Annotated in this window: 22 protein-coding genes; 5 read left to right on the forward strand and 17 right to left on the reverse strand. The window is 54.6% G+C overall.

Features of this window, described 5'->3' with window-relative positions; genetic code table 11:
* Positions 1-44: 44 nt before the first annotated feature.
* The 3 genes from IPP03_08000 (at position 45) to IPP03_08010 (ending at position 1,927) form a co-directional block, all read left to right on the forward strand.
* Positions 45-473, forward strand: coding sequence for a transposase (locus tag IPP03_08000; protein MBL0352587.1), 429 nt, complete (start codon positions 45-47; stop codon positions 471-473).
* Positions 474-490: 17 nt separating this feature from the next.
* Positions 491-1,225, forward strand: a complete 735-nt coding sequence (locus tag IPP03_08005; protein MBL0352588.1) for an ATP-binding protein — start codon at positions 491-493, stop codon at positions 1,223-1,225.
* 114 nt (positions 1,226-1,339) lie between these two features.
* Positions 1,340-1,927, forward strand: coding sequence for a hypothetical protein (locus IPP03_08010; protein ID MBL0352589.1), 588 nt, complete (start codon positions 1,340-1,342; stop codon positions 1,925-1,927).
* A gap of 64 nt (positions 1,928-1,991) precedes the next feature.
* Here the strand turns inward: IPP03_08010 and IPP03_08015 are convergent, their stop codons facing one another.
* The 7 genes from IPP03_08015 to asnB (IPP03_08045) form a co-directional block, all read right to left on the reverse strand.
* Complete coding sequence (locus tag IPP03_08015) at positions 1,992-2,237, reverse strand: DUF3820 family protein (protein MBL0352590.1); 246 nt, start codon at positions 2,235-2,237, stop codon at positions 1,992-1,994.
* Positions 2,238-3,317 (reverse strand): alkene reductase, encoded by a 1,080-nt coding sequence (locus IPP03_08020; GenBank protein ID MBL0352591.1) that lies wholly within the window; start codon positions 3,315-3,317, stop codon positions 2,238-2,240.
* Positions 3,318-3,539: 222 nt separating this feature from the next.
* On the reverse strand, positions 3,540-4,850 hold the full coding sequence (locus IPP03_08025) for a hypothetical protein (GenBank protein ID MBL0352592.1): 1,311 nt from the start codon (positions 4,848-4,850) through the stop codon (positions 3,540-3,542).
* Positions 4,828-5,898: a glycosyltransferase gene (locus tag IPP03_08030; GenBank protein MBL0352593.1), complete on the reverse strand. Its 1,071-nt coding sequence runs from the start codon at positions 5,896-5,898 to the stop codon at positions 4,828-4,830. Before IPP03_08030 ends, IPP03_08025 begins: the two co-directional genes overlap by 23 nt.
* A 74-nt stretch (positions 5,899-5,972) precedes the next feature.
* Positions 5,973-7,862 (reverse strand): asparagine synthase (glutamine-hydrolyzing), encoded by a 1,890-nt coding sequence (gene asnB / locus IPP03_08035; GenBank protein ID MBL0352594.1) that lies wholly within the window; start codon positions 7,860-7,862, stop codon positions 5,973-5,975.
* Between the two features lie 45 nt (positions 7,863-7,907).
* The gene (locus IPP03_08040) at positions 7,908-9,479 is read right to left on the reverse strand and encodes a glycosyltransferase family 4 protein (protein ID MBL0352595.1); all 1,572 of its coding nucleotides are present in this window, start codon (positions 9,477-9,479) and stop codon (positions 7,908-7,910) included.
* Positions 9,479-11,365: an asparagine synthase (glutamine-hydrolyzing) gene (gene asnB, locus IPP03_08045; GenBank protein ID MBL0352596.1), complete on the reverse strand. Its 1,887-nt coding sequence runs from the start codon at positions 11,363-11,365 to the stop codon at positions 9,479-9,481. Before asnB (IPP03_08045) ends, IPP03_08040 begins: the two co-directional genes overlap by 1 nt.
* A 161-nt stretch (positions 11,366-11,526) precedes the next feature.
* On the opposite strand from asnB (IPP03_08045), the gene IPP03_08050 reads away from it, so the two are divergent.
* Together IPP03_08050 and IPP03_08055 are read left to right on the forward strand one after the other, a co-directional pair.
* Complete coding sequence (locus tag IPP03_08050) at positions 11,527-12,672, forward strand: glycosyltransferase (GenBank protein ID MBL0352597.1); 1,146 nt, start codon at positions 11,527-11,529, stop codon at positions 12,670-12,672.
* Positions 12,669-13,697 carry a hypothetical protein gene (locus IPP03_08055; protein MBL0352598.1) on the forward strand — a complete coding sequence of 343 codons (1,029 nt, stop codon included), beginning with the start codon at positions 12,669-12,671 and terminating at the stop codon, positions 13,695-13,697. Before IPP03_08050 ends, IPP03_08055 begins: the two co-directional genes overlap by 4 nt.
* 57 nt (positions 13,698-13,754) lie before the next feature.
* Here the strand turns inward: IPP03_08055 and IPP03_08060 are convergent, their stop codons facing one another.
* The 10 genes from IPP03_08060 to IPP03_08105 form a co-directional block, all read right to left on the reverse strand.
* Positions 13,755-15,368, reverse strand: a complete 1,614-nt coding sequence (locus IPP03_08060; GenBank protein MBL0352599.1) for a glycosyltransferase — start codon at positions 15,366-15,368, stop codon at positions 13,755-13,757.
* 190 nt (positions 15,369-15,558) lie between these two features.
* Complete coding sequence (asnB, locus tag IPP03_08065) at positions 15,559-17,475, reverse strand: asparagine synthase (glutamine-hydrolyzing) (protein MBL0352600.1); 1,917 nt, start codon at positions 17,473-17,475, stop codon at positions 15,559-15,561.
* A gap of 78 nt (positions 17,476-17,553) precedes the next feature.
* Positions 17,554-18,615 (reverse strand): IS630 family transposase, encoded by a 1,062-nt coding sequence (locus IPP03_08070; protein ID MBL0352601.1) that lies wholly within the window; start codon positions 18,613-18,615, stop codon positions 17,554-17,556.
* Between the two features lie 132 nt (positions 18,616-18,747).
* Positions 18,748-20,520: an ABC transporter ATP-binding protein gene (locus IPP03_08075; GenBank protein ID MBL0352602.1), complete on the reverse strand. Its 1,773-nt coding sequence runs from the start codon at positions 20,518-20,520 to the stop codon at positions 18,748-18,750.
* A complete protein-coding gene (locus tag IPP03_08080) occupies positions 20,513-21,298 on the reverse strand; it encodes an ABC transporter permease (GenBank protein MBL0352603.1) in 786 nt (261 codons plus the stop codon). The genes IPP03_08075 and IPP03_08080 overlap by 8 nt, the downstream gene beginning before the upstream one ends.
* On the reverse strand, positions 21,291-22,376 hold the full coding sequence (wecB, locus tag IPP03_08085; GenBank protein MBL0352604.1) for a UDP-N-acetylglucosamine 2-epimerase (non-hydrolyzing): 1,086 nt from the start codon (positions 22,374-22,376) through the stop codon (positions 21,291-21,293). The genes IPP03_08080 and wecB overlap by 8 nt, the downstream gene beginning before the upstream one ends.
* On the reverse strand, positions 22,376-23,467 hold the full coding sequence (locus IPP03_08090; GenBank protein MBL0352605.1) for a DegT/DnrJ/EryC1/StrS family aminotransferase: 1,092 nt from the start codon (positions 23,465-23,467) through the stop codon (positions 22,376-22,378). Before IPP03_08090 ends, wecB begins: the two co-directional genes overlap by 1 nt.
* 465 nt (positions 23,468-23,932) lie before the next feature.
* Entirely contained in the window at positions 23,933-24,241 is a 309-nt protein-coding gene (locus IPP03_08095) for a hypothetical protein (GenBank protein MBL0352606.1), read from the reverse strand.
* A 101-nt stretch (positions 24,242-24,342) separates the two neighbouring features.
* Positions 24,343-25,413 carry an FAD-dependent oxidoreductase gene (locus IPP03_08100; protein ID MBL0352607.1) on the reverse strand — a complete coding sequence of 357 codons (1,071 nt, stop codon included), beginning with the start codon at positions 25,411-25,413 and terminating at the stop codon, positions 24,343-24,345.
* Positions 25,410-25,985 carry an N-acetyltransferase gene (locus tag IPP03_08105; protein MBL0352608.1) on the reverse strand — a complete coding sequence of 192 codons (576 nt, stop codon included), beginning with the start codon at positions 25,983-25,985 and terminating at the stop codon, positions 25,410-25,412. Before IPP03_08105 ends, IPP03_08100 begins: the two co-directional genes overlap by 4 nt.
* Position 25,986: the final 1 nt, after the last annotated feature.

A 25,986-nucleotide genomic window follows, 5' to 3' on the forward strand; every position in this document is an offset into this window, starting at 1 on the left:
CACGGCAGAAGGTCGATGCCCGCTTCACTGCAACGACAGTTGAAGTGTTCCACCGGGGAGGTCGCATCGCCAGCCATGTGCGCAGTTCGCTCAAGGGGCGACATACCACCGTCGACGCCCACATGACGCCGGCCCATCAATCCGTTCAGGGCTGGAATGCCCCTCGGCTGCTGGACTGGGCTGGCCGTATTGGGCCGCACACCAAAGCCGTCATCGAACATGTCCTGCATCAACGCCGCCATCCGCAACAGGGGTACCGCAGTTGCCTGGGCATTCTGCGTCTATCGAAGGCTTACAGCGAGGACCGTCTGGAGGCGGCGTGCGAGCGGGCCGTCGACATCAACGCGCTGTCCTACGGCAGCCTGAAATCCATCTTGAAGCATGGCCTGGACATCAAGCGCCTGACGGCAACGGCCCAGACCGCTCTCCCCCTGGATCACGCCAACGTGCGTGGTCCGCATTACTACCACTGACCTGAAAGGAAACATCTATGCTCCATCACCCGACCGTGGACCAACTGCACCAGCTCCGCCTGACCGGCATGGCCAAGGCTTTAGCCAGCCAAGCACAACAAGCCGACATCAGCCAACTCGCCTTCGAGGAACGCCTTGGCCTTCTGATTGACAGTGAACTGGCCGAGCGCGAATCCCGGCAGAACGCCGCTCGCCTGAAACGGGCCAAATTGAAACAGGCGGCGACACCGGAGGATGTCGATTTCCGCCATCCGCGCGGTCTTGACCGGGCCTTGTTTGCCCGTCTGATGACCGGGCGCTGGGTCGGCGACCACCAGAATGTGTTGATTTGCGGGCCAACCGGCGTCGGCAAGACCTTCCTTGCCTGCGCCCTGGCCAATCAGGCATGCCGTCAGGGGCGTTCTGCCTTCTATGTGCGCTTGCCACGCCTGTTGCCGGCACTGGCTATCGGTCGTGGGGATGGCAGTTATGCCAAGACGCTGGCGCAGTTGGCCAAAACCGACGTCCTGCTGATTGATGACTGGGGGCTAGCACCACTGACCGATGAAAGTCGGCGTGACCTGCTCGAAATCTTCGATGACCGGCACGGCACGCGATCAACCATCATTACCAGCCAGTTGCCCGTGAAGCATTGGCATGAGGCCATCGGTGACCCGACGCTGGCGGATGCGATTCTCGACCGTTTGGTGCATCAGGCACATAGCCTCAACCCTGATGGCGAATCGCTGCGCAAAAGGAGCAAACCGGAATGACCCGAGGCCACCCCATGTGCCCCCGCACACGCTTACCGAGTTACCCACCGCCGGCCGCCAGCCAGCCTGCTATGGAAGGAGCGCAGTCTGCCGGCCGACCGTGGATAACTCTCCATGGCGCGACAAAAACTTGACCCCCATGACATCAACAGAGTAAAAACCAAAAACCCCGCGTCGCTACGCTCCGACTGTCCAGTTTGCTCCGGAATGCGTATCCAGTTTGGCTCGGAATCGCTGTCCAGATTCGTCGGAATACGCAAGCCAAGACCAACCCGCAAGGAGAAACGCATGAAATCTTCCTTAATGCTTATCGCTGGCGCGCTGATGACATTCATCTTCTGCCTTCCGGCACTGGCACAATCCGCAGGAGACCGTGAACTTGCACGAACGATTTGTCAGGACCAATCCGGCTCGGCTTTCAACATCTGCGTGAACCAGCAGTTACGGAATTTCGATTGCACCAACGCGGGCAACCGGCAGCAGTGCGAAGCACGCAAGAGGGCGTCGCGGCAATGCGCGGGCCTGTTCGGCTGGGACTTCCGCCAGTGCACCCAGAGGATGATTCCGGCAGTCGATTGCAGTACCTCGCCGGCGAATGATCGCCGGCAGTGCGAATTGAATCAGAGTGCGTATGTCGCCTGCTCGAAAAAAACCGGCGAAGACCACCTGAACTGCCTGCGCACGCATTTCAGCGGGCAGTAATAATCGAGGGCGGATCCACGGCGCCTGTCTCCCGCTCGCGGCCGGTTGACCGCAACCGGCTGTTTTATTTTCGGGCTGGCAACCGACGTCCGCGCAACGGATCGAGCAGCGCCGACAAGCCGTTGTGGTCGAGTTCGTGCATCAGCGCCAGCAGGCAGCCGATCTGCCCGGGCGGAAAACCTTCGCGGGCGAACCAGTTCAGGTAATTGCCGGGCAGGTCGGCAATCAGCTTTCCCTTGTGCTTGCCGAAGGGCATGACGTGGGTGACCAGCAATTCCAGTTCCGCCGCGCCCGGCACGCCTGCCACCATTTACTCGCTGAGAAACGGGTAATCCGTATACCCCTTTTCTTCGCCGACGTAGAGCTTCGTGTAGTCAGGCTGGTTGAGCGGCGCGCCGCGCCGGAAGCGCTCGACCAGATCGGGATTGGCCAGTAGCGGACGACCGTAGGCAATCGCATCCGCCGCCCCGCTCTGCACCGCCGCCTGCCCGCTCGCCAGGTCATAGCCGTTGTTGAGGAGTAACTTACCGTGGTAATGGGTGCGCAGGCGAGCGTAGTCGAAAGGCAGCCACTTGTCCGGTGGCATGCCGCCGGTACCCTGCAGGATGTCTAGGAAGGCGAGATCGAAAGGGTTGAGTGCGTCCACCACGTAGTCGAAGGTTTCCTGCGGGTTGTCGTCACTGATGTCGTTGAACGGCGTGACCGGCGACAGACGGACACCGACGCGATCATTGCCGATCGCCGCGCAGACGGCAGTCAGAATTTCGAGCAGCAGGCGCGCCCGGTTTTCCTTGCTGCCGCCGTAGTCATCGCGGCGCTGGTTGGTCGACGAACGCAGGAACTGGTCGAGCAGATAACCGTTACCGGCATGAACTTCGACGCCGTCGAAACCGGCCTCGATCGCGTTCTTCACTGCCTGCACATAGGTCGCAATCAGGCCGGGAAGCTCCGCCGTTTCCAGCGCGCGCGGCGTCACGTAATCCTGCATCCCCTTGAGCGTCATGACCTTGCCCGCCGGCTTCAGCGCCGAAGGCGCTACCGGTGCGCCACCGCCCGGTTGCAGATCGGGATGCGAAATCCGTCCGACATGCCAGAGCTGGATGGCGATCCGCCCACCCGCCGCATGCACCGCATCGGTCACCTTCCGCCAGCCGGCAATCTGCTCGAGGCTATGAATACCCGGCGTCCGCGGATAACCATGCGCCTCGGGGCAAATCGGCGACGCTTCGGTCAGGATCAGCCCGGCCGTCGCCCGCTGCCGGTAATACTCGACTGCCAGATCGCTCGGCACATTGCCCGCCCCGGCCCGGTTGCGCGTCAGCGAAGACATCACGATGCGGTTGGGTAATTCGATGGCGCCGAGGCGCAATGGGGAAAACAGGTCGGTCATTCAAAACTCCTTCTCGATACAAGAGATAAACAGGCTTTCATCGATCTAAACAAGCACGCAGGATGACGTTTTTTCACATTTTCCGGAGTCGACCGCAACAGCCCTGCCGTTACCGCTCGAGCATACGGTAAAACGTTCTCATGCGTCCCAACGAGAGACAGGCTCCGTGTCTACGGGTCATAATCGCAGGCAAGCAAAAACAGCCGGCCCGCGCATTGGAACTTATGGACATGGACCCCCGCGAAGCCTCTGATACAACTTCTTGTACTGCCCGTTGCGACCGAATGAAGAGACCAGTTCATCATCGAGCAACGCAGGATAATCACGAGGCCGGAGGGTGGAAAGCGCTTGCGAGGCACGTTCAGGCGCCTGGGAATCCAGCCATTCACCAACCTGCCATCGTTTCACCAAACGAGCCGCTTCGGTATTCTCCGGCGAGAAACACAAGATGGGGCGCCTGGCCTTGATATAGTCAAAAAACTTTCCGGTGATCACTTCATCGCTACTGGCCGGATCCGTATGCAAGATCAGAAGATAGTGCATTCCCTGCATGACGTTGAACACATCGTCATGCGCCACTGAGGCATTTACTTCAACAAAATGGAAGTCCTTGATATCAATTCTAGACAGGCGCAGCGAGCCGTAAAAGCACAGGCGGATGGCGATTCCAGCCTTTATCGCCCCCGCTATTGCACGCAACAGCGGCTCAACATTCCGGTACCCCTGCTCATCGTCGTCCGCCATGCCGAAATAGCCGATACGCAAGTCTGCGGACTGGCTCGTCACGCGAACCGGACAAGGCTCGCCGGCATATCCGTTCATCATTAGCAGCCCCTTGCCTTCGAGGGGCAGATCCGGAAACAGGTGATTCAGCTTCGCGAACATTGGTTGCGAAGCAAAAGTAACGAGGTCGGCCCTCTTGAGACTGAATCGTTCAAGCTTGCGGGAAATCATCGAAGTCAATGCACCCCTGGGCGAGAATATCGTGCTCCCGTTCCAGCTATCCCGATAATCAGCGACCAGATCAATCTGATCGCCAAATTTCCTCTTCAGCAGCCCGCCTACCAGTTGCATGCTATGGGGCGGAGTGGAAACAATCAAGGTGTCTATGCCTGTTGATTCAATCAGTGCGGCAGCCGCGCGAAAGTATTTCGGCACCATGAAAAGACCAAGGTCCGGGATCACGACGGAACTTACAACACGCTTGACGACCCGCAACCGGGACAACCAGACGCTGGCCGAACCAGCAGGGTGATGTCCGATTCGCATCAGGCTGTTCTGGACCGATCGCTTCAATGGATCCCTCAGATAGGTGACACCCAGCCCGGTCAGAAGCTCTCCCAGACCAAGGTCTCCGAAATCCGCTCCATCGGAGGTCAGAACATTCACCTCGCAGCCCTGATCCTTCAAGTAGTGTGCCAGATGGATAACGCGAGCAACGCCACCCACCGAAGCCGCATAGGGAACAAAATACTGACAGATGATCAGCACTTTTCGTGGCACTGACGAGTCAGACAAGCCGTTCAATCTCATGCAGCAGCACCCGCCCGGCAGCCTCATAATTCAATTCCCGGGCAGCACGATCGGCGGCCAGCTTGTAACCACGGATGGACACATCCGTCAGTTGTTCGAGCACGGCAGCCAGGGCCTCGGGGTCGAAAGAATCGGCGATCACCCCCAGCGAATACTCCTCCACGATACGTGCCATCTCGGGAGAAGGCCCAATGGCAACCGCAATTCGCGCCTGAATGAACTCAAAGAACTTGTTGGGCAAGGCATGGCGATAGTTGAAGTTAACCGGCGGCAAAAGAAACAGGCCGACGTCGTATCCATTGATTCGCTGGCAGATTCGTTCCAGAGCAACGGGTTCGACAAAGCAGATGCGTTCATCACTTCTTGCCATGTCGCGTAACTCCGCCAGGTAGGCGGTGTCGGTTTCGACCAACATGAAGTCCAGCGTGAATCGTTCGTCCAGATAACGCATCATCTCAATCATCTTGCCGAGATGTCGAGAACGGATGGCCGAGCCGTGATGAATCAGGCGAATCCTGCCCGGTAGACCTGGAGACGGCTCAAGACCCTGCTCCAGCGGTGCATTGAAAACCACGCTCGCAGTTACACCGTATTGCTTTTCGTATTCGTCCGCAATCCCCTTACAAACGGTGGTCATGCCCGCCGCTTGTGGCAGATAGCGTGCACACAACGCGTTGTAATATGGCGCAAACAGCACCCGCCAACGCCACTTGTCCTCGAATTCCCGCGGTGAGTATTCATGGGCATCGATGAGAACCGGTTTGCTGGCAGCCAATTTCAGCCCAAGGGGAAGTGCAGCAATGTCGTTGGCGATCAACAGGTCGAAACGCAGCCCTGCCAGCGCCTTGAGGCCATGCTGAACTTGGGGAAGACTCCAGTAGTAACTCTCAGAGAGCTTGAACAAGAGCTTGAATGCCCAGATCAGTTTTTGCTGCAACTTGAATTGTGGGCTTTCAAGCTCAACAAATCGGATATCGGCATCAGGTTTTGGCCCGAATCCGGAAACGGTCAAATGGTAATCCTTCTCTAGCAGCCTGATCTGTCGCATTACTCTCGGATCACTATGGATTACTGAGAAGGAAAGGATCAATATGCTTTTCATGTTCCTGGTTATTTCACAAATCACGCTACAAAACGGCTATACCAGCGCGAAAAGTTGATCCAGCGCCAAACTTGCCAGGAAAACTGCTTCCTGCCCGTCGCGATCAGATCAAACTCCTTCAGGACTTCGGTTTGGTTGAAAAAAGGCAGATTCAGGTCTATCCGCAACCAGCCTCGAACCGTTTCGGCCATTCCCAGCAGCCACTCCTTCTCTGGCGTTTCGAAGCCGATCTTGTCGCGTCGATCCAGAACATCGTCCGGAACGATACCCCGCATCGCTGTCCGAAAAATGTGTTTGGTTTCGCCTTCAGGGGAAATTAGGTAGGCCTCGGGTAGCGACAGGAGAAAGTCGGCCAGTTCGCGGGTCAGGAAAGGGACCCGGCTCTCCACGGAAAAACGCATCGAATTTCGATCCCCGTGCCGGAGCAGTGCCGGGAGACCGCGTCGTGTCAGTGAAAGCGCCAGTTCGGCAACCAGTCGCCGGCGCGACTCGTCCTGGGTCGAGCGAACTTGCGGATGACGGCGGACAATCCCCCTTTCTTCAAGTGGGGCTGCATTCATCCAGGCAGGCAAGGTTTGCATTCCATTGAGCCTCCGCAGGAAATCATTGAGGAGGGTTCCCTGAGTGAGTTCGGCGACGGCCCGCTTGGCACCCGCCAGGCGGCTGCGACCAGGCCACTTCGCCCACTCATCGAGGAAATGCCAGGCCTCCGAGAAGCTTCCTTGCTCAAGCAGGCTGCGGATGCGCTGTCCCGGATAGCCGTTGTAGCCGGCGAGCATCTCATCGGCCCCCTGACCATCCAGGGTGACAGTAACACCCTGCTCCTTCGCCAGCCGGAACACTCGGTACTGCGCATAGATGCTGGTACTGCCGAAGGGCTCACCCTGAGCCTGAATCATGTCGTCCAGATCGGCGGCGAGTTCGCTGGCGCTGACCACGACCTTGTGCGGCACAGCACCCACATGCCGGTTGATGCGGTCGACCCAGCGCTCTTCGGAGACCACGCTGCCACGAGCGATGTAGCTGAACGTGTTGATTGGCGAATCTGGGGCCACATGGCGCATCGCACACACCACGGCCGAAGAGTCGATGCCCCCCGAAAGGGCAGCGCCCAGGGGAACGTCACTGCGCAGATGCAGACGAATGCTGTCCAGAAAGCGCTCGCGCAGTTGCTCGGCCGCTTCAGCGAAACCGAGATCCTGCCGCTCGGCGAGTCGTGGTTGCCACCAGCGCACCGGTTCCGACGGCCGTCCGCTGACAATGTCCACTTCAAGGACGTGTCCAGGTTCGAGATGGAGCACCCCATCCAGAAATGTACGGGGGCCACTATCGTAATCGCCATGCACGAGATAGTCATAGGCTCGCTGCCAGTCAAGTTCGGCCTTCTCCTGTTTCAGTTCCTTGATGGCCGGAATTTCCGAGGCAAACAGGAAATTGCCCTGCTCCAGCGTGTAGAAAAATGGCTTTATGCCGAATGCGTCGCGCACACAGGTAATCGATCCCTGCCCGCGATCGAAGACGACGAACGCGAACATGCCCACCAGACGCGACAGGCAGTCTTGCCCCCACTGGCGCCAGGCCGCCAGCAGTACCTCGGTATCGGAATCGGACGTGAAACGATGCCCCAGCAGCTTGAGTTCGCCTCGCAATTCGCGGTAGTTGTAGATCTCGCCGTTGAACACGATGGAAACAGATCGATCGTCTGAATGCATCGGCTGATGGCCACCGGCCGTCAGATCGATGATCGACAGCCGCGTATGGCCGAGTGCTATCGTTGCCGCACCAAGATTGAAGATTTCCTGCCCGTTGTCGTCCGGACCCCTGAAGCGCAATGCTTGGCCAGCATCACTCAATACCGATTCGAGAGTGCTCGGAACGCTGCGCCAAATACCGCCAAAAATGCCACACATTGGATCAGTCGTACCCTAGATCTAGATAGACGATAGCGAGGAATACTAGGCGTCTTGCGCTCTTTCGCTCAGCGCACCCGATTCCAGGCCGTCGTACAAGCGAACAAGCTTGGCTCTTTGGCTCTCCCAGCCATAGTACGCAATGATTGCTGAGATTTGATCGTCCGTTGGGCGATACTTATCAGTTTCTTCCGAAAGTTTTTGCATCGCATGTGCAATGCTCTTTGGCGAACTTTCGTCCATCTCAATACCGACCGGAAATTTTTCAAGGAAGGATTTCAGTTCTTTCAGCTTGGCAATCGCTATCGGCAAGCCCCCTACAACACTCTCCAATAACTTGTTCGGCATGCAATAGTAATAGCTTAGGCACACGTTCTGGATCGGAATCAGGCTTAAAGTCGCTGACCGGACGAATGGAACGACCAAATTGCCTGGCACAGGATCAACTAGGTGAAGTCGTTCGGATACGCCAAACTGATTGGCAAGGCGGACGAGAAGTTCTTCAGTCACCGAGTAACGTGACCCAACTAGCGCTAAATGGATGCCAGGCGCGTACTGCAGGGCCTCAACACAATTCTCCAAACCCCGATCAATGGTAACCGCTCCGACATATACGGCCAGTTTTTCGTTATCGGTCAGTCCCAGATGGGTGCGTAGTGTTTCACTGTATGTGCCAGCACTTTCAGACATATCGAAAGCCGGGGTATTCAAAATAACCGTAGGCCGATCAATTCCATATTTTCGTGACAGCCAGTCTGCAATACTTTCACAGACGGTGATTACTCTTGCTGCGCGACGAATTAACGCATTTTGATAGCGATCAATAAATAACCATGTCAGGCGCCCAAGATGGTAATTTGTATGCGTTTCCAGCTCATGGGCATCATAAACAAAAGGCACCCCAAGTCTTCGCGCGACGACATAGCCCCCACTCATGCACACCATATCATGTATATGCACGACATCGGGGCGCCACTCAATGATTGACCCCGCGCAACTGACAGCGTAATCATTGAGGTGAACCAACGGCTCAACATAAATACGAGCGATTTCTCGAATGCGAGACGTCAATAGGCTGGCCCAGATGCGAAATCTTGACTGGATCCCTCCGCCTAACCTCCGCAAACTTTGATACACATTCCAAATGATGGATCTTCCCCGCGGAGTAAGTGCCATTCTGAAGATGGGTCGAGCTAGCCGAAAGGCCACTCGAAACATTACCCGCAGGATGTAACGAATAGGTGCCACGAAGAGCATCTGAAGTAATCTTGCCAGTATGGCTAACCCTGCAATTGGGAGAAATATCACTAGCGGCTTCACCGATCGCCACGATTCCCTAAGGCCACAGCGCCAGCCGATTTTGAATCGATCAACCAGCCAAAGGGAATGGATTCGTAGATGCACCAAAAACAATGCGACCAGTTGACGGAAAGTTACTGCAGTACTTCGCGGCAAGGATTGGTACAAAACTCCATTTAGCGTTTCGGTCAACTGTTGTGCCGCCTGGCCACGGCAGACGACAAGAACTTGATTACCCGCACGAACCAAAGCCTCAGCTTCGCGGATTACCCGAGAGTCGATTTTCCACTCGTGCTGCAGCGTCATTGCAATGCGCATTAATGAATTCCATCGTGCCACGCGCCGGAAGCACGCAACGAAAACCATTCATTAAGACTGATCCAGCGCCACAAAGCCCAAGAGTTATTAACGCTACCGCTCTGATGGGCGTCCCAAAGATCTCGAAGAACGATTTCTTGATAGCCGGACACTTCCCTGATCGGTCCGCTAAACAAGCGATCAAAACACCATTGTTTCAACTCGCCTCGCAGCCATAAATCCAGCGGTGCCGCATACCCTACCTTGTCGGCACGCCACTGTATTTCTAAGGGTATTAGGCCGTCGACCGCCTTTCGCATGATGAACTTCTGCCAACCGTCCTTTATCCAAAAACTATCCGGTAAAGATATACAGTAATCGACCAAATCGTAGTCCAGGAAAGGTAAGCGCGCTTCCCGTGAAAAAGCCATTGAGTTTCGATCTGCATAACGCAACAGTTGAGGTAGGCAGTTGTACTGTAACGCTTCCGCCAGTTGCCGTCTTAGACGTGACCCGGCCCGAGCTTCAGGAACCCCAACGTCGTACGGCCCCTTGTAAATAGCAGGACGTTTTATTCCTGCCATACCAAGAATTTCCGGAAGTGAAAAAGCAATTCGCGCATTGAAACGCCTGATACTATCCTTGAAACCACGACTGGCGCGCCGCAAACGCCCGTTGAATAATGTTGTTTCTCGAATTGCACTCCAGTATTTACGCTTATCCAGGAGGTCAAGCTGGAAGCTCTTGAAATAATGCTGATATCCCGCGAGAACTTCGTCAGCACCTTGTCCATCAATCAGCACGATTGTGTTGGTTTCTTGCGCCAATCGTGCGACACACCACTGAAGATAAATTGAAGCCGAAAGAAATGGTTCTTCCTGGTGCCAATGCAATCTCAGTGACTCCTCCATGAGTCGTTGCGGGCTAGGTGAAACCGAAAAAGGATAGGCGCCCGCCTGCTTGACCACCGCATCGATCTGCGGCCCTTCGGAAATCGTCAAGTCATCATCGAACCTGGCTGAAAAGGTATTCTGTGTGAAAGACGTTTCGGTCTCGCGCAGCTTTGCAAGGAAACCAACCAACGTAGACGAATCCAACCCGCCGGAAAGACTGGAGCCGAGCGCCACGTCTGCACGCATTCGCATACGAACACTGCGTTCGAGCAACTCACGGAAACGCTCCACCGCCTCACTGTCACCAATTGAGGTGTCAATGGCGTCGTAGTTGGGTGTCCAGTAGCGCCAAAACCGCAACTGACTGCCGCCATTATCAAAGACCATCGCATGAGCAGGGGGCAAACGCTGAATGTCCCGGAAAAACGTTTCCGGCCCATCCTCATAGTAAGTGCCTGCGACATATTTTCCCAACACGTCGTCATTGGTTGCATCGGAAATACCAGGGTGGCAGAGCAGAGCCTTCATCTCTGATGCAAATGCAACGCATCCATCCTTTGAGCGCGCCCAGAATAGAGGCTTTTCGCCGAAACGATCCCTCGCCACGAACAAACGGTGCTCAACCGCATCCCACAAGACGAATGCAAACATGCCATTCAATCGGCTTAGACACTCAACACCCCATTGCATATAACTGGCTAACAGCACTTCCGTATCGCTACCCGTACGAAATGTATGACCCAGTCGGGCGAGCGTGGCTCGCAATTCAAGGTAGTTGTAGATCTCTCCATTATATGTAATTACAAACCTGCCATCTCCACTCTGCATCGGCTGGTTTGCTTCCGCAGACATGTCAATAATGGCCAAACGACGGTGCCCAAACGCGAGTTTATTGTCATCACGCACCCACAGACCACCATGATCAGGACCGCGATGGATCAGGCGATCACGCATTCGGATTACCAACCCAGAATCGATTGGCACACTACTAAGCAGAGCAACTAGACCGCACATACGTTTCCAAAAAGAGATAGAAGAGTAACAAAACAGCGGATCATTATGGCTTGAAACCATATCCGGGCGCTCAACAGGAACAGTTGCCCCCGCAGATCCCGCTTAACCGGTTATTCTAACAACCCATCACCCGCAATACCAAATTCATCCCGGCCCAAGCAATGTCAAGCAACCCATCAACTGCGCTAGTGCTGTCGTTGTCAGATATCCGGCGCGACCCGCGCGTCTTCAGGCAGATCGAGGTTCTTGGGGGCCAGCACCCTGTTCTGGCCGCGGGCACAGGAAATCCGGTGATCGATGAAGCCACCTCCTACACCATCCCGATCCAACGCCGCACTCCAGTAGGGCGTGTACACGCCTTGTACTACCTCAAGACAGGAGGCTTTGACGAGTTTTACTGGTCCCAAAGCCACGTCATTCGGGCGCTGGCTGACCTTGGCAAAGCGAGATACGCCTTTGTGGTTGCCAACGACATTCAAATGCTCCCCTTGGCACTGCGCCTTGCGCGAGGAGCACCGGTTCTTGTCGACCTCCACGAATACTCCCCAAGGGAACTGGAAGATCGTTGGCTCTGGCGTTTCCTTTTTCAGAAATATAACGATTACCTTTGCAGACAATATTTGCCGCAAGCCGCCATGGTCACAACAGTTTGTGCTGGCATTGCAGAAGAATACGCTCGACAGTACGGTGTCCTCCCGACAGTGATAACGAACGCACCAAAATTCCACAGTCTTCCTGTACGAAAAACTGATCCGTCTCGGATTCGGGTTATACACCACGGCGTTGCAGCTCGCTCACGCCGCATCGAAAACATGATCGAATTAGCCAATTTGCTTGATGAGCGCTTCACGGTCGACTTCATTCTTATTCCAGGCGACACCAGATACATTGCGGAATTGATGCGACAGGCAGCCGGTACCCGCAGCATTCACTTTCTTCCCCCCGTAGAGATGAATCAGATCGTCTCCTTTTCTACGCAGTATGACGTTGGTCTGTTCTTGCTGGAACCTACAAATTTCAATTATCTTCACGCGCTACCAAACAAATTTTTTGAGTTCCTGCAAGCGCGGCTTGCGGTTGCCATTGGACCGTCACCGGAAATGGCCCGCATCGTCTCTCAATTTGGTTGCGGTGTGGTTGCCGAATCGTTTGAACCACAAGCGTTGGCTAAAGTGTTGAACAGTCTTGATCCCTGCACGCTTGACATAATGAAAATTCAATCGTCACAGGCCGCAATCGTTCATTGCGCTGAGCGGAATGCTGATTTGCTCAAGACCGCCTTTGCAGCCCTTCAGCAACAGAGTTGAATCCAGCTATGGCTCTAAATCCAAAAATCGTTATTAGATTATCTTTATACATCACCTTCGCGATATATTTTTTATGTATTTTCTATTTCTTTTCGCAAGACACGAAAAGAGCAGTGATCGCAAGGTATTTGGGTGAGCGCCCTTTTGCGTGCTATATTAATTCTGGCAAAGAAACAGGAAGAACGAAAATTAGCAAGGATGAGCGAGGGTCAATCGATAGAGTTGTTTTAAACTCATGCGGAAAAAGCGTTTATATTTATGAAGCCATACCAAAAACCGTGGCAAAAACATCCGTTATTGTTATTGCATTACATCAAACGACAAATTACGGAAAAGACGAGGTGATGGGGTTTGATGGCGACCCCAACTTATCTTATGGGCGGACTTTCTTCGAGAATGGATTTATAGTCATTTCTCCTGACGTGTTTGTAGCTGGCGAAAACTATAGTCCTGCTACCGGATGGGATACTGCTCCTTTCTATCGCGAATTTCCAAAATGGTCTGCGATGGGAAGAATGCTTCAGGATGATTTAGCTGTTTCTCGCTACGTCGAAAATAAATACCCATCGAATTGCGTGGCAGCAGTTGGACACTCCCTCGGGGGCCACAATGCTTTGTTCCTAGGTGCTTTTGATCAAAAAATAGATACCGTAGTTTCAAGCGCTGGATTTGAAAGCATATCCTTAGACGAAAATGCTAGTAGATGGGCTCGCGACTCCTGGTTTGTGTATATGCCGCTGCTAAAGCCATATCTCTCAAGTCCGCCTCCAAGAAACACTCCTTGGGATTTTGATGATTTGCTTAAACTAATTGCTCCCAGACCCATATTGGTTTTCCAAGGTTTAAATGATGGCACATGGACCAAACCAGAGTCAGCTTCTTCGCTGGTCTCTTCGGTCAATCAGGCCTACATCCATCCTCCAATTGAAGGGGTATTTCATGCCGAGGGGCATAAATTTGGATATCAGATGCAGCTACAGTCAGTTGATTTTTTAAAAAAATACACCTGTATGCGATCGCCCTGAGCCGTCCTTCCAAGTTCGACATTTAGGGTGGGCACACACAGATTGAGGCGGCCATGGCTATTCAATCCAGAGCCGCAATTCTGCTCTAATTCTTACCCGGAGCCCAACAGGAACAAGAACCCACAGCCGACGGGAAATTCGAAATGAAATTTCGGACAATCGAGACCTTACGGGTGCTGGTGGATCTTCAACGACCGGAGGTTCTTCAACGACCGGAGGTTCTTCAACGACCGGGGGCTCTTCAATGACCGGGGGTTCTTCGACAACTATCTCCGGAAACACGTTCAGGTTTCCGTCATAAGCAAGTCCGCCAGATGAGGATATATTTACCTTCTTGATTAAATCCGTTAATCGAGCATAGAAGATTCTGCTAACCATTTCCCAATGAAACTGCTCTAGGAAATAGGTGGTAGATTTTTTCGCATAGCCCATTCGAAGTGCTGGATCCAGTGCCAGCCGGTCAATCTCCTCAATCAGTTGGAAACGATCAGCGAAATCGATAGCGCTGCCTGCGCCAGACTCCAAGATGATTTGGTTCACATAGCTCGTCCTCGATGCCAGAATGGGCAGGCCCGCCGCCATGTACTGGGAAAGTTTGTTCGGGCAACAATTGGCATAATTGAGTCCAGTAGGTGTATAGGGGACAAGGCCCACATCAAACTCAGCCGCAGCCGTCACCAAATCTGATTCGTCAATCGCTTCAAGAAACTGAACACGGGAAGCATAAACTCCCAATCTGATGGCCAGGTCGATCATTTTTTCTTTATATTCATTATCCGGACCTCGGAGGACAAGTATTGCCGACGGGTGCGTATCCGGCCAAGCATCGATCAGCAAATCGATCCCCCTGGCCTTTGCGAACCCGCCTTGAAATAGAAAGCGACACTCTGATCCTGTGTGCGCTGGTCTAGCTTCTTTCTCACTTTGCGCCACCCTTGAACTTAAAGGCTCAGCATTAGGCACAGATGCAAATGGGATACCATACAACCGCGCCATGTGGGCTGCCAACCCAGGTGATACGGTCTGCGCATAATCGACATACTTAGCCAAACGGCCCTCTAAGGCAACCCAAAACTCCAATTCGAAAGAATCTTGTTCGACATCTGCCTCGGGCCAGAACTCATGCGCGTCGTAGATAAGCGGCACGCCCCAGCGCTCTTTAAGAACTATTCCGGCAAGAAGGGTATCCAAGTCCGTTGCAATGACCGCACTAATTCCGGCCATTTTTTCCGCATGCACCACTAACGAATAGGTCATCTGCAGCAAGTATTTTACGCTCCAGTAAAACTTTACCCTCCTGTATGAATCTGCACCGCCGAGAACTGCCAGCAGTTCGCTGTCGTCAAGTGACATAATTGCGATCAGGCTTGACAGTTCGAGCAAGGCGGCCGAATTGCCACGAGAAAAAATGTATTCCCTAATAACGCCCAGATTCCTGCTGGTTTCCATTGGTGGATAGGACCATACCCATCCCATATCGTCTGAACCAGACTCACTGGGATTGTCGTTTGCAACACGGCTAATACCTAACTGATGGATGATAAAGCCATCACGGCCGCCTGCTGCGATCCAGCTTAAACGTGGATCGCGCCATGGCTCATGCGCCGCCAGCAACAGAACATGGGGCTTTTCCTTTGCATCGCGTTCCGATACGATATTTACTTCATACATCCTAAATCATCCAGTACTTTCGATCGCACGCCTGACAATCTGTAACGGTCAACTTCTTGACCCAAATAACACATCGCAAGCTCCTATGGGCGTAACCTCTGCCTGCGCCCACTGCAGTTCTTTACTTAGAGACAGCTAGTTGTCACCGGACAACGTTAGCCAAGCGTCAATCGAGTCCGCGCAACCGCAGTTACATCTGCACTTGATAATCACCATCAATGTGGACGCGATGCCACAGCTCTAGACATAACATTCCCCACACAACCCGTCCAAATTCCTTCTCATTGTTCAGCGCATTTTCCACTGCAGATAAGTTGTAGATACCACGTAGGCGCGCGCGGTCCGAAAGTAGAGTGTCGCGAACAAAGTCTCTCGCCACACCCCGGGTCCACTGCACAATTGGGGTTGGAAATCCCATTTTGTCTTTACGGTCAAGAATTGTCGAAGGAACGGCATTTCTTGCCACCTCCTTGAACAAATGCTTCATCCGCCCGCCGGCAAACTTTATATTTGGTGGAATGCGCGCCATGAATTCAACGATACGATGGTCTAGAAAGGGCACCCGCGACTCAATAGACACCGCCATACTGGTTCGGTCCTCAACATGCAACAGCGCGGGCAACGACCCTTTCAAATCAAAATAAGTCATGCGATTTATAAGCGATCCAAGACCAGCTCGGTTGAATATTTTCGCAAAAGACTCATAGGGTGAATATTTACCATCGAAGAGTCCTGCGGATAACAATGTGGACATTCCCTCACTGCGGTCTACTAATTTGAAGTAGCGGCGATCCGCTGATTCAAATAGCCCATCTTTCCAAAACCCCTGCAGCATGGGCTTATAAGTCTGCAACAAAGGCAAATTCGGAACGATGGAGTCAAGCGTCACGGCGTACGGGTTTTTGTGGGCCGTCTCGAAAATGGCTCCAGACAGACACTTCTCCAGATACGCAACCAAGTAGCGGGCATAGCCGATAAACAACTCATCGCCACCTTGACCGCCCAACACCACCTTTACATGCTCGGCTGCAAGTTTGGAAACATAGTATTGAGGAATTACTCCCGGCCCAGCCAATGGTTCATCCATGTAATACATGAGCAACGGCAGCACATCCGCCAATTCCGAACCTCGAATATAAACGTCGTGATAGTCCGTTCCAGCAAAGGTAGCAACGGCCTTGGCGTAGCCGGTTTCGTCGAATTGCGGCCCCTCGGAAAACGCGCCAGTGAAGGTTTTGATGCGCTCTCCCTTCAAGCACTCCGCCGCCAGGCAAACGAGCAGACTGGAATCAAGGCCGCCAGACAAATGCGCCCCCAACGGCACGTCCGAACGCAAATGCATACGGATCGCATCCTCGATCAATCCTGCAAGATGATCGATAAACCAGTCTTCTCCATGGTTGTCGTCGATTTCGTAGCTGACGTCCCAGTATTGCCGAGTGGCAAGTGAAATGGAGTCGCGGCCTATTTGGACGGTCAGGCAATGGCCCGGCTCCAACTTTTCGACCCCTTCGAACAGGGTTTTTTCACCCAAACAAAACTGGAACGTCAGGTAGTCCTGTAAGCCGACCATATTGGACCTCGCCTTGATCTGCCCGGAGGCGAAAATCGCCTTGATCTCGGAAGCGAAGAGCAGTGTCTCCCCGTCGAAGGAGTAATAGAACGGCTTGATGCCAATCCTATCGCGTGCGCAAAAGATCTGACGGTTGGCGCGATCCCAGATGGCAAACGCAAACATTCCCAGGAAACGGTCCACGCAACGCTCCCCCCATTCGCGGTAGGAGTAAAGGAGCACTTCCGTATCAGAATAGGAGCGGATCGGATGTCCCTTGCCAATCAACTCGCGACGGAGTTCCAGATAGTTGTATATCGCTCCGTTGAATACCACCGTCAATTGGCCGTCTGCGCTCGTCATGGGCTGTTTGCCATACTCTGGGTCAATAATCGCAAGACGACGGTGGCCCAGGAATACCCCGCACTCCTGGGCGCTAAATGTACCCTCCCCATCGGGACCGCGATGCCCAAGCACTGCCATCATCTGCTGCACGAAAGCATTCGCACGCTCCGACGATAAGGCGGTGCTACAAACCCCAACTAAACCACACATTTGCTAACTCCACGAACTACTGGCCCGTCGAACAAAGCTGCCGTCGGCATGTGTCTAGTGCTTCGGCCTGATGAAGTTTTAAGCGGCATACTTCACGCGTCGGTCTTGAAAGCAACAGCTGACGCGCTCTGGATTGTTCTCCGACATCGCCATATGGGCGCTGGTTACTTCGCGCAGTTTTGCTTTGCTCCGCACGGGCACGCGTTTTCCCATTTCTTGTTTGAGATCGGCATTGAGGCGCTCCTCGGGATTGAGTTGCGGGCTGCCCCACGTGGACTTCCTTAGGTCGTAACTGGGCAGGTAAAACAACTCAATCTGATCTTTTCGCTCGGCCACCCAAGCCTTCACCATCTTGCTGTGGTGCACCCGCAATTTATCCAGAATCAGGAATACATTTTCCCCCGCATCCTTGATCAAGGCAGCCAAGAATTCGATTAGCTTCTCGGCATCAAACGCGTCATCAATGATCATCCAGCGTGTCTTTCGTTGATTGGTCACGGTGGCAATCATCGAAATCTTTTCCCTGGTGCCACACACGGTCATCGCAACAGGTGTCTTGCCCGCTTGGGAAAAGTTTCTGCCGCGTATATCGGTATTGACCAGCGCCGTCTCGTCACCCTTATGAATTTCAGCGCCTTCTTGCCTGGCGCGTTGCTCAATACCGGGATATTCACCCTCTAGCCAAGCCTGCACAGCCTCCGGGCTTTGTCCATAGGCTCGCCTGACCGGCTTTTGCGGGGTAAAGCCCCAGCGCGCCAGGTATTTGCCGACGCTGCGAATGTGTAGCTTGATCCCGTATTCCTGTTCAATAAGCTGACCTACCGCTGCCCGGCTCCAAAGGAAGAAATCCATCTTCAGTTGCTCGGGGCGTTTATCAATGATGATGCGACGAATCGTGTCCTCTTCAATCTTGCTCCGGCAGCGCCCATCTCCGCGAGCCCGACCCCGGCTGGTCAGGCGTATAGCAGACCACACACCTGCCTCAAACAGCTCAATCGTGGCGCGCACGGCGAGGTAACTCAGCCCCGTCATCGAAACGATTTGCATGGTCTTGATGGCCTTCTTGTGCAATCGAACAACTTGCTTGCGCCGCTCATGAAGTTGTTCGAGCGTTCGCTTTCTTGCGTTTTCTTTTTCCATAAAGCGCAGACACCGAGAACCTGCGAAAGTAAATATTTCATCGTGCCTTATCAATAACCACTTCGGGACCTCAGCATGGGTAAAAGACTTTGCTGCACACTCTTATCTCACTTACCGTAAAGTACTGCTGAATCAGCGCTGAATATTCCAAGCTGCCGGCTGATTCACGATGCCAAGATCTACCCCTATGCCATCAGGTTGCAAGATTTTCAGCGCATAGCAGCGATCATGTAGATCATAGGCTTCGGGCTCGTGCCTGGAAGCTAGATTGAGGTACTTGAAAAGGGCTACCGTGACGATATAGTCCCCCGGGCCAAGTAACAACGGATCGAAAGTCGCACTGATACTTCCTTTCTCTTCAAGGGTGCCTAAACGCATCCCACTTCTACTGGAGATAACCTGAAGGGCGCAGGTGCCATCTGGTCGATAGAGAGTGATCACCGCAACAGGATCGATCACCGGTTCAGTGGCAGCATAGGTCATTGTGGCTGAGGCAGGCTCTCCACTCACCAGTGTGTGACGAGAATCGCCATCGGAATCAAAAAAGCCGAACTCGGTAATCTTGATGGGCCCGCTCCCATAGCGGTCCACTGACGAAAGCACCAGCAGTTTGGATTTCACCGAAACATCCTTAGCCGCTGTTTGCTCGTCACCAACATTACTGGGTAGCATTACCCGAACGCTACTCCATTCTGTCACAGCAGCAGACGTAAGGATCTCCTTGATCTGCACAAATTTTTGCTGAAATGTGTCGTATTTGTCCAGTGAGAGGGCAAGCTTGCCACTAGCCAGATAGACAAGCTCGATCCATCTTTCGCTGACAGGAACACCAGACCAATCAATCTGCCATGGGGCATGGACAAAACGTCCACCCAGATCAACGAACTTTCTTACTGCGGTTCCTTTAACGATCTCCACATCTGACCAGTTTGTCGCCCCCTGCTCGGCGATCATTCGCGATGAATCATTGTCCTGCTCTGGTTGAATTGTGCCCATCGTTCGATCTCCGCAACCAAAGCGTATTTCAGAGACCACGAAAGCCTCAGAGGGCGCGCGGCCATCCATGCCAATCAGACGAAAGAGTGAAATGGGCGCGGACTCCGCATTCGCGGCCCTAACCATGGCCTTAGACAGCGACATACTCCGGGCCCGTGTCCGAATCTCTTCATCTTCCCGAACGCTCGCCAGATATAACTTACTCACATTAAGGATATCACCATCTGCCTTCACACGACCACGATCAATCCAGACACCACGATCACAGAGCAGCTGGACTGAACTCATGTCATGCGACACGAATAGCACAGTCGCACCTTCACTGGTCAGATTCCTCATCCGCTGAATGCATTTGCCTACAAAATAGGCGTCGCCAGCACCAAGGATCTCATCGACAATGAGAATGTCTGGTACCACCGTAGTCGCTACCGCGAATGCCAGGCGAGCATACATTCCTGCAGAGTACTCACGGACCGGACGGTGTATGAACTCTTCCAACTCGGTGAAATATACGATTTCGTCGATCGCTTTGTCGACCCGGGATTTGGCCAGTCCCTGAAAAGCGAGCGCCGATCGTATGTTATCGACGCCGGTGAATTCAGGGTGGAAGCCCGTGCCCAGTTCCATCAGGGCTTGCACATTTCCAGCAATCTGGATTCGTCCAGAATCCGGGCGCATTTGGCCACAGATGACGCGCAACAGTGTGCTCTTTCCTGCTCCATTGCGGCCAATCAGGGCCACCTTTTCGCCACGCTCGACTGTCATACTGACTCTGTCAAGGGCGACGAATTCATCGTATTTTGATTTTGGGACACGAATACCCAATGCGTCAAACGCCCGCCATCCTGGGTGTTGAAAGCGGCGGAACACCTTGACGACGCCGTCGATGGCGATGGTCCGATCAGACATAGTCAGAAAATACTGGCTTTATACGAGAAATCACACGGTACCCCGTCGCCAGCATCACTAAGCTGAACCCCATGAAGATGAGTAACTCGTTCACCGGAATACTGCCGTCAATCAGGCAGGCTCGATAAAGTTTCATTAGCCAGGCAAGCGGATTGAGAATGAGCAAAGGCGCCATCTTTGCAGGAACCATGGAGTCTGTATAGCCAATCGGAGAGACCATCATCAGGAACAGAATAAAGATTGGGACCGCTTGTTGCATATCGCGAAAGAACACAGTTATCGTGGACGTTATCCAAACCATGCCCAGCACCATCAGTATCTGAAAGACAAAGATGACGGGCACCAAAAGATGTGTCCAGTGCACATGCCCAAAATAGACGACAGCCAGCCAGACAAAGAGAAAACCGAATGCCATGGTTGCATGTCCGACGATTACGTCGCGCGCAACGACCAGTTCGATAGGGAAAAGTGTATTTCGCAAGAGTCCGCGATTCGCCACAATGCTTCCTGTACCGGTACCAAAGGCCTCCGAGAAAGCCAGAAATGGGACGAGGCCGCAGAAGATTACCAAGATGTAATCCGGCGTAGCAAGCCCAGGAACGCGCACACCTAGAATTAACACAAATACAAGCGCATACATTCCCAAGAAAAGCACTGGGTACAGCGCAAACCATAGAGCTCCCAAGGCACTGCCTATCATCCTGGAGCGCAGGGATTGAGTGGCGGTTGCAATCAGCAGCTTATGGTTTTTCCACAACAGAAGAAGAGGATCAATCAATGCTACTCTCCAAGATTGCCGAAACAATATGGCGCGTTGCCGCGCCGTCGCCGTATGGGCTGGCGCAGGTTACTCCTTCAGTGAGGTTCTGGACGGCATCGAGAATTCGCTGATAGCCTGCTCCGACGACCTTATTCCAGCCCATGTCCACCGTTTCCACCCACTCCGTCTCGTCGCGCATGGTCACGCAGGGAACGCCATAGAAGAACGCTTCCTTCTGAACCCCGCCGGAATCGGTAAGGATGACCCGCGCGGCTTGCTCGAGAGCGACCATATCGAGGAACGGAATCGGGTCGGCAACTATCACCGATCCGAGCGTGCCCTCCAGACCGTTGTCAGCAATCAGTTTGCGGGTGCGCGGGTGAAGCGGAAGGACGACCGGCATTTGTCTGGATATCTCTGCCAACGCCGAAATGATTTCAGAAAGGCGTTTGGGGTCGTCCGTATTCTCGGCACGATGGCAGGTCGCCAGGGCAAAACCGCCGCTTGTCAGACCAAAGTCCCCAAGCACGGTACTCTGGCGTTTTGCCTGCTCTCGGTAGTAGAGGGCGACGTCATACATGACGTCGCCAACGTTATGGACACCGGTCACAATGCCTTCATTGGCCAAGTTCCGCACGGCGGTCTCGGTCGGGCAGAACAGAAGGGTCGATACGCGGTCAGAAACGATCCGGTTCACTTCTTCCGGCATGCGCATGTTAAACGACCTCAAGCCCGCCTCCACGTGCGCTACCGGAATATGCAGCTTGACGGCCGCCAGGGCACCGGCCAGCGTGGAATTGGTATCGCCGTAGATCAGTACCCAGGCCGGCTTTTCGTCCAGCAAGACCTTTTCCACCGCCTCCAGCATGCGGCCGGTCATTGCCCCGTGCTGTCCACCCGATATTTCAAGGTTGTATTTTGGATGGGGAATGCCGAGTTCCTCGAAAAACACCTCAGACATGTTTGCATCGTAGTGCTGGCCGGTGTGGACCAGCACTTCGCTGACTTGATGGGCGAACTCGTTCCGGATGGCCCGCGACACGGCCGCCGCCTTGATGAATTGCGGACGCGCGCCGACGATAGTGACGATCTTGATCAATTGACCAGAACCTTGAGAAGGTTTTCGACGATAGCACCCTGTGTGCCTTCGTCAAGATCCGCGCTCATCGGCAAACTCATCACCTTCCCGGCCATGCGGTCCGACATTGACAAGTCTCCGGCTCTGGACAAAGTCTGGTAGGCCGCCTGGCGGTTGAGCGGAATCGGGTAGTGGACGGCGGTCGGTACGCCGACCTCCTTGAGTGCCTGCTGAACCTGCTCGCGGTCATCGACGACGACCGTGTACTGGGCAAACACGCTGGTGCGGTCCGGACGTTGCACGATGGTCTGCACATTGCCCGCGAACAGTTCATTGTAGCGCGCACCGATCCTCAAGCGCTGCTCGACTTCCCACTCGAATCGCTCCAGCTTGCCGAGAACGACGGCGCATTGCAGCGTATCCATCCTGCCACCGACGCCGACGCGGGTATGAACATAGCGCTTCTCCTGGCCGTGAACACGGATCTCCTTCATGGCCTTGGCAAGCTTGTCGTCGCTCGTGAAAATTGCCCCGCCATCGCCATAACAGCCCAGCGGCTTGCTCGGGAAGAAACTGGTGCAACCGATGGTCGACAGATTGCAGCTTTTCTGCCCCTTGTATTCCGCACCAAAACTCTGGGCGGCATCCTCGATTACGGGTAGGCCATGGCTCGCGGCAATGGCGTTGATTTCGTCCATATCTGCGGGTTGACCGTAAAGCGATACCGGCATGATGGCTCTGGTCCTGGCCGAGATCGCCGCTTCGATCCTGCTGGCGTCGATATTGCAGGTGTCGGCTTCGATGTCGACGAATACGGGGGTCGCGCCAACCAGGGCGATGACTTCGGCGGTGGCGACAAAGGTAAAAGGCGTGGTAATGACCTCATCGCCGGGCTTGATGTCGAGCGCCATCAGGGCAATCAGCAGCGCCTCGGTGCCAGAGGCGACCGTGATGCAGTGTTTCGCCCCCGTGTATTCGGCCAGCTTACCTTCGAGTTCGGCCACTTCAGGGCCCATGATGTACTGGCCGTGGTGGAGCACACGATGGAGGTTGCGCTCCAGTTGCGAGCGCAGACTGTCTTGCTGGCCTGCCAGATCGATAAAGTTTATGGGTTTTGCCGGCTGTGGAGCCTGGAGGTATTGCTGCGGGGTGATGGTCTGCTGGGGGTAGCGTTCGCACAGCACGACATCACGGGTCAGAAGCTTGATGGCGCCCATCCCGAAGCGCGAAAGCGCACGGATAAGTTGCTCATCTTCAGGGTCTGTGCTGTCGAATACGTTGCCTTCTTCGGCCAGGGCAGCGAGCCAGAATTTGTCGGCGGCGAAGGCCTGAAGCGTGTTACGTGTTTGCTGTGCCAGTTGGCGAACGGTGGCGCTGATACCCTCATTTTCGTTGCTGGCGCGCAGTTCGCTGCGGATCACGTATTCGAGAGTTTGCACGCTGCCAGCATACAGCCACAGTCGTCCGCCCGTAACTGTGCATTGGGCGACAGCAAGGTCAGCCGCCTCAAAAAACGGAGCGCGCCGTGTGCAAATGTCAACAGCAATACTAATATCTAATAATAGATCCATGGTTTATACCGGTCGCCCTTGTTCACGACGCATCTGTGCCCGAAGTTCAAAGGCTTCGATGCGTTCCAGTTGCTTGGCTGTGATCTTTGGCAGTTCGTCGTCAGGTGACAAAGGGGCGCGCCGGGCCGCATCAATCCGTTGACGCATTTGTTCTGCTTTTTGCAACACGTCAGGCGACAGTTCATAAGGGGTGGATTGGGTCTCAATTTCGTCGTCTGGTACCAGGACCACCAGTCGCAGGTGGTCGTGCTTGAGTTTTATGGGGTTAACGAACTCAATGCGGCCCTGGATGTATATGGCTTCAACTTGCATGGTCAATCCTTTGCATGAACGCGGCTGCTATTTTGGCGTGCCCGGCTTTCTCAAGCAGTCCGGGGCTTCGGGGTCAATAAACTGGAGTTCCATGTTCTCTCTCAATGCTGAGACTTCGTGACGACTGCTTCGGCAAGGGCCCGCGAGGTGGTCCACTTGCCGCCGAAGACGTTGATCAGCCGTCCCTGACGCTCGATGACGGATTCGCGGCTGGCTGCGGAAAAATCAGTCTTGCTGGCGACAATCGGCCGGATGCCGGCAAAAGCAGAGATTATATCCCGACGCGTAATAACCTCAAAAAAACAACGATTGTAGTTGGCGATCAGATAGTCGATTTCCTCGTCGCTGGGCGCGCAACGATCAGGGTCGGCCTGGCTGACCTCGGTGGTACCGAGCAGGGTGTCTTCCCCGTGCGGAAGAACAAACAGGATGCGCCTTTCGCCCGGCACCTGGAGAACGCAACCCTGCTCGAGCTTGCCGGGCACGACGATGTGGCTACCGCGGATCAGGTCAAGCCGATAGGCGCTGGTCACGCCCGAGGTGGCGAGGAGCCTTTCCGCCCACGGGCCGGCCACATTGACGATACGGTCGTAACAGGCGCTCGACCCCGCGGTGGAAACCGCTCCTGTCGCAGGATCGATCCGGAGGACAGGCGTCTGTTCGTGGATGGTGACCCCCGATTCCCTGGTTTTTTCCGCTGCCCACAGGCCAAGCTGATAGTCATCCATACGGGCATCCCAGTAACCGTAGGCACCCAGCAACTGGTCGCGTTTCAAGCCGGGAAAGCGTTCGGCCACCTCGTCGGCACTGTACCAGCGGCCGCGCGGGAATCCGGATCCCGTTGCCAGGAGATCGTAGAGCCTGATGCCGGCCCCGACGAGCCACCTGGCGCGCTCGCCGTTCCGGTAGATCGGGATCAGCAACTCCAGCGGCCCGGCCAGTTGCGGCGCCTGCCTGATCCACCAGGAGCGCTCCTGCAGCGCCTCGCGAACCAGACCCAGATGGCCGTGTTCGAGGTAACGCAAGCCGCCGTGAAGCATTTTGGTGGAGGAGCGGCTGGTGGCCGACATCAGCCGGCCCTTTTCGAACAGGTCGACGCTATTGCCGCGCCGCGCGAAGGCCCAGGCGGTCATGACACCATTGATCCCGCCACCGATGACCGCGACCTTCATTCAACCGCCAGTGTCGTCCCCGTCAGCCTGTAAGTCTTGCCGGTGATCGGACACTGGACAGAGGCTTCGCCCTCGAGCGGCAGATCGAGTCGTTCCCCGTGCTCACTCATCCAGCCGATTTGCCGGGCCGGGACACCGGCCATCAAAGCATAAGGCCTGACATCCCGGTTGATGACCGCACCGGCAGCCACGAAGGCATACTCGCCAACGGTCACGCCACAGACGATCGTGCAGTTGGCACCGAGCGTGGCGCCCTTCCTGACTGTCGTCAGGCGGTACTCGTCCTTGCGGGTGACCGCCGAGCGCGGGTTATAGACATTGGTAAACACCATGCTCGGGCCACAGAATACGTCGTCCTCGATATGCACGGCATCATAGACGGAGACGTTGTTCTGAACCTTGACATTGTTGCCAATAGTAACGTCGTTGCCGACGAAGACGTTCTGCCCGAACGAACAGCCCTGGCCAATACGCGCCCCAGCGCAGATGTGCGCGAAATGCCAGACGCGGCTGCCGTCGCCAATCAGCGCACCCTCGTCCACGATTGCGGACGGATGTATGGTAACGGCCATC

It is taken from the genome of Candidatus Dechloromonas phosphoritropha, from assembly GCA_016722705.1.
Taxonomy (GTDB): domain Bacteria; phylum Pseudomonadota; class Gammaproteobacteria; order Burkholderiales; family Rhodocyclaceae; genus Azonexus; species Azonexus phosphoritrophus.

Excerpts from the sequence above, each read along its gene's own strand:
- IPP03_08075 (MBL0352602.1), bottom strand. The coding sequence starts at position 20,520 with ATGTCTGATCGGACCATCGCCATCGACGGCGTCGTCAAGGTGTTCCGC.
- IPP03_08060 (MBL0352599.1), bottom strand. The coding sequence starts at position 15,368 with ATGTATGAAGTAAATATCGTATCGGAACGCGATGCAAAGGAAAAGCCC.
- IPP03_08025 (MBL0352592.1), bottom strand. The coding sequence starts at position 4,850 with ATGAGATTGAACGGCTTGTCTGACTCGTCAGTGCCACGAAAAGTGCTG.
- IPP03_08030 (MBL0352593.1), bottom strand. The coding sequence starts at position 5,898 with ATGCGACAGATCAGGCTGCTAGAGAAGGATTACCATTTGACCGTTTCC.
- asnB (MBL0352596.1), bottom strand. The coding sequence starts at position 11,365 with ATGTGCGGTCTAGTTGCTCTGCTTAGTAGTGTGCCAATCGATTCTGGG.
- IPP03_08015 (MBL0352590.1), bottom strand. The coding sequence starts at position 2,237 with ATGGTGGCAGGCGTGCCGGGCGCGGCGGAACTGGAATTGCTGGTCACC.
- IPP03_08010 (MBL0352589.1), top strand. The coding sequence starts at position 1,340 with ATGGCGCGACAAAAACTTGACCCCCATGACATCAACAGAGTAAAAACC.
- IPP03_08050 (MBL0352597.1), top strand. The coding sequence starts at position 11,527 with ATGTCAAGCAACCCATCAACTGCGCTAGTGCTGTCGTTGTCAGATATC.
- IPP03_08095 (MBL0352606.1), bottom strand. The coding sequence starts at position 24,241 with ATGCAAGTTGAAGCCATATACATCCAGGGCCGCATTGAGTTCGTTAAC.
- IPP03_08040 (MBL0352595.1), bottom strand. The coding sequence starts at position 9,479 with ATGCGCATTGCAATGACGCTGCAGCACGAGTGGAAAATCGACTCTCGG.
- asnB (MBL0352594.1), bottom strand. The coding sequence starts at position 7,862 with ATGTGTGGCATTTTTGGCGGTATTTGGCGCAGCGTTCCGAGCACTCTC.
- IPP03_08100 (MBL0352607.1), bottom strand. The coding sequence starts at position 25,413 with ATGAAGGTCGCGGTCATCGGTGGCGGGATCAATGGTGTCATGACCGCC.
- IPP03_08020 (MBL0352591.1), bottom strand. The coding sequence starts at position 3,317 with ATGACCGACCTGTTTTCCCCATTGCGCCTCGGCGCCATCGAATTACCC.
- asnB (MBL0352600.1), bottom strand. The coding sequence starts at position 17,475 with ATGTGTGGTTTAGTTGGGGTTTGTAGCACCGCCTTATCGTCGGAGCGT.
- IPP03_08005 (MBL0352588.1), top strand. The coding sequence starts at position 491 with ATGCTCCATCACCCGACCGTGGACCAACTGCACCAGCTCCGCCTGACC.
- IPP03_08105 (MBL0352608.1), bottom strand. The coding sequence starts at position 25,985 with ATGGCCGTTACCATACATCCGTCCGCAATCGTGGACGAGGGTGCGCTG.
- IPP03_08070 (MBL0352601.1), bottom strand. The coding sequence starts at position 18,615 with ATGGAAAAAGAAAACGCAAGAAAGCGAACGCTCGAACAACTTCATGAG.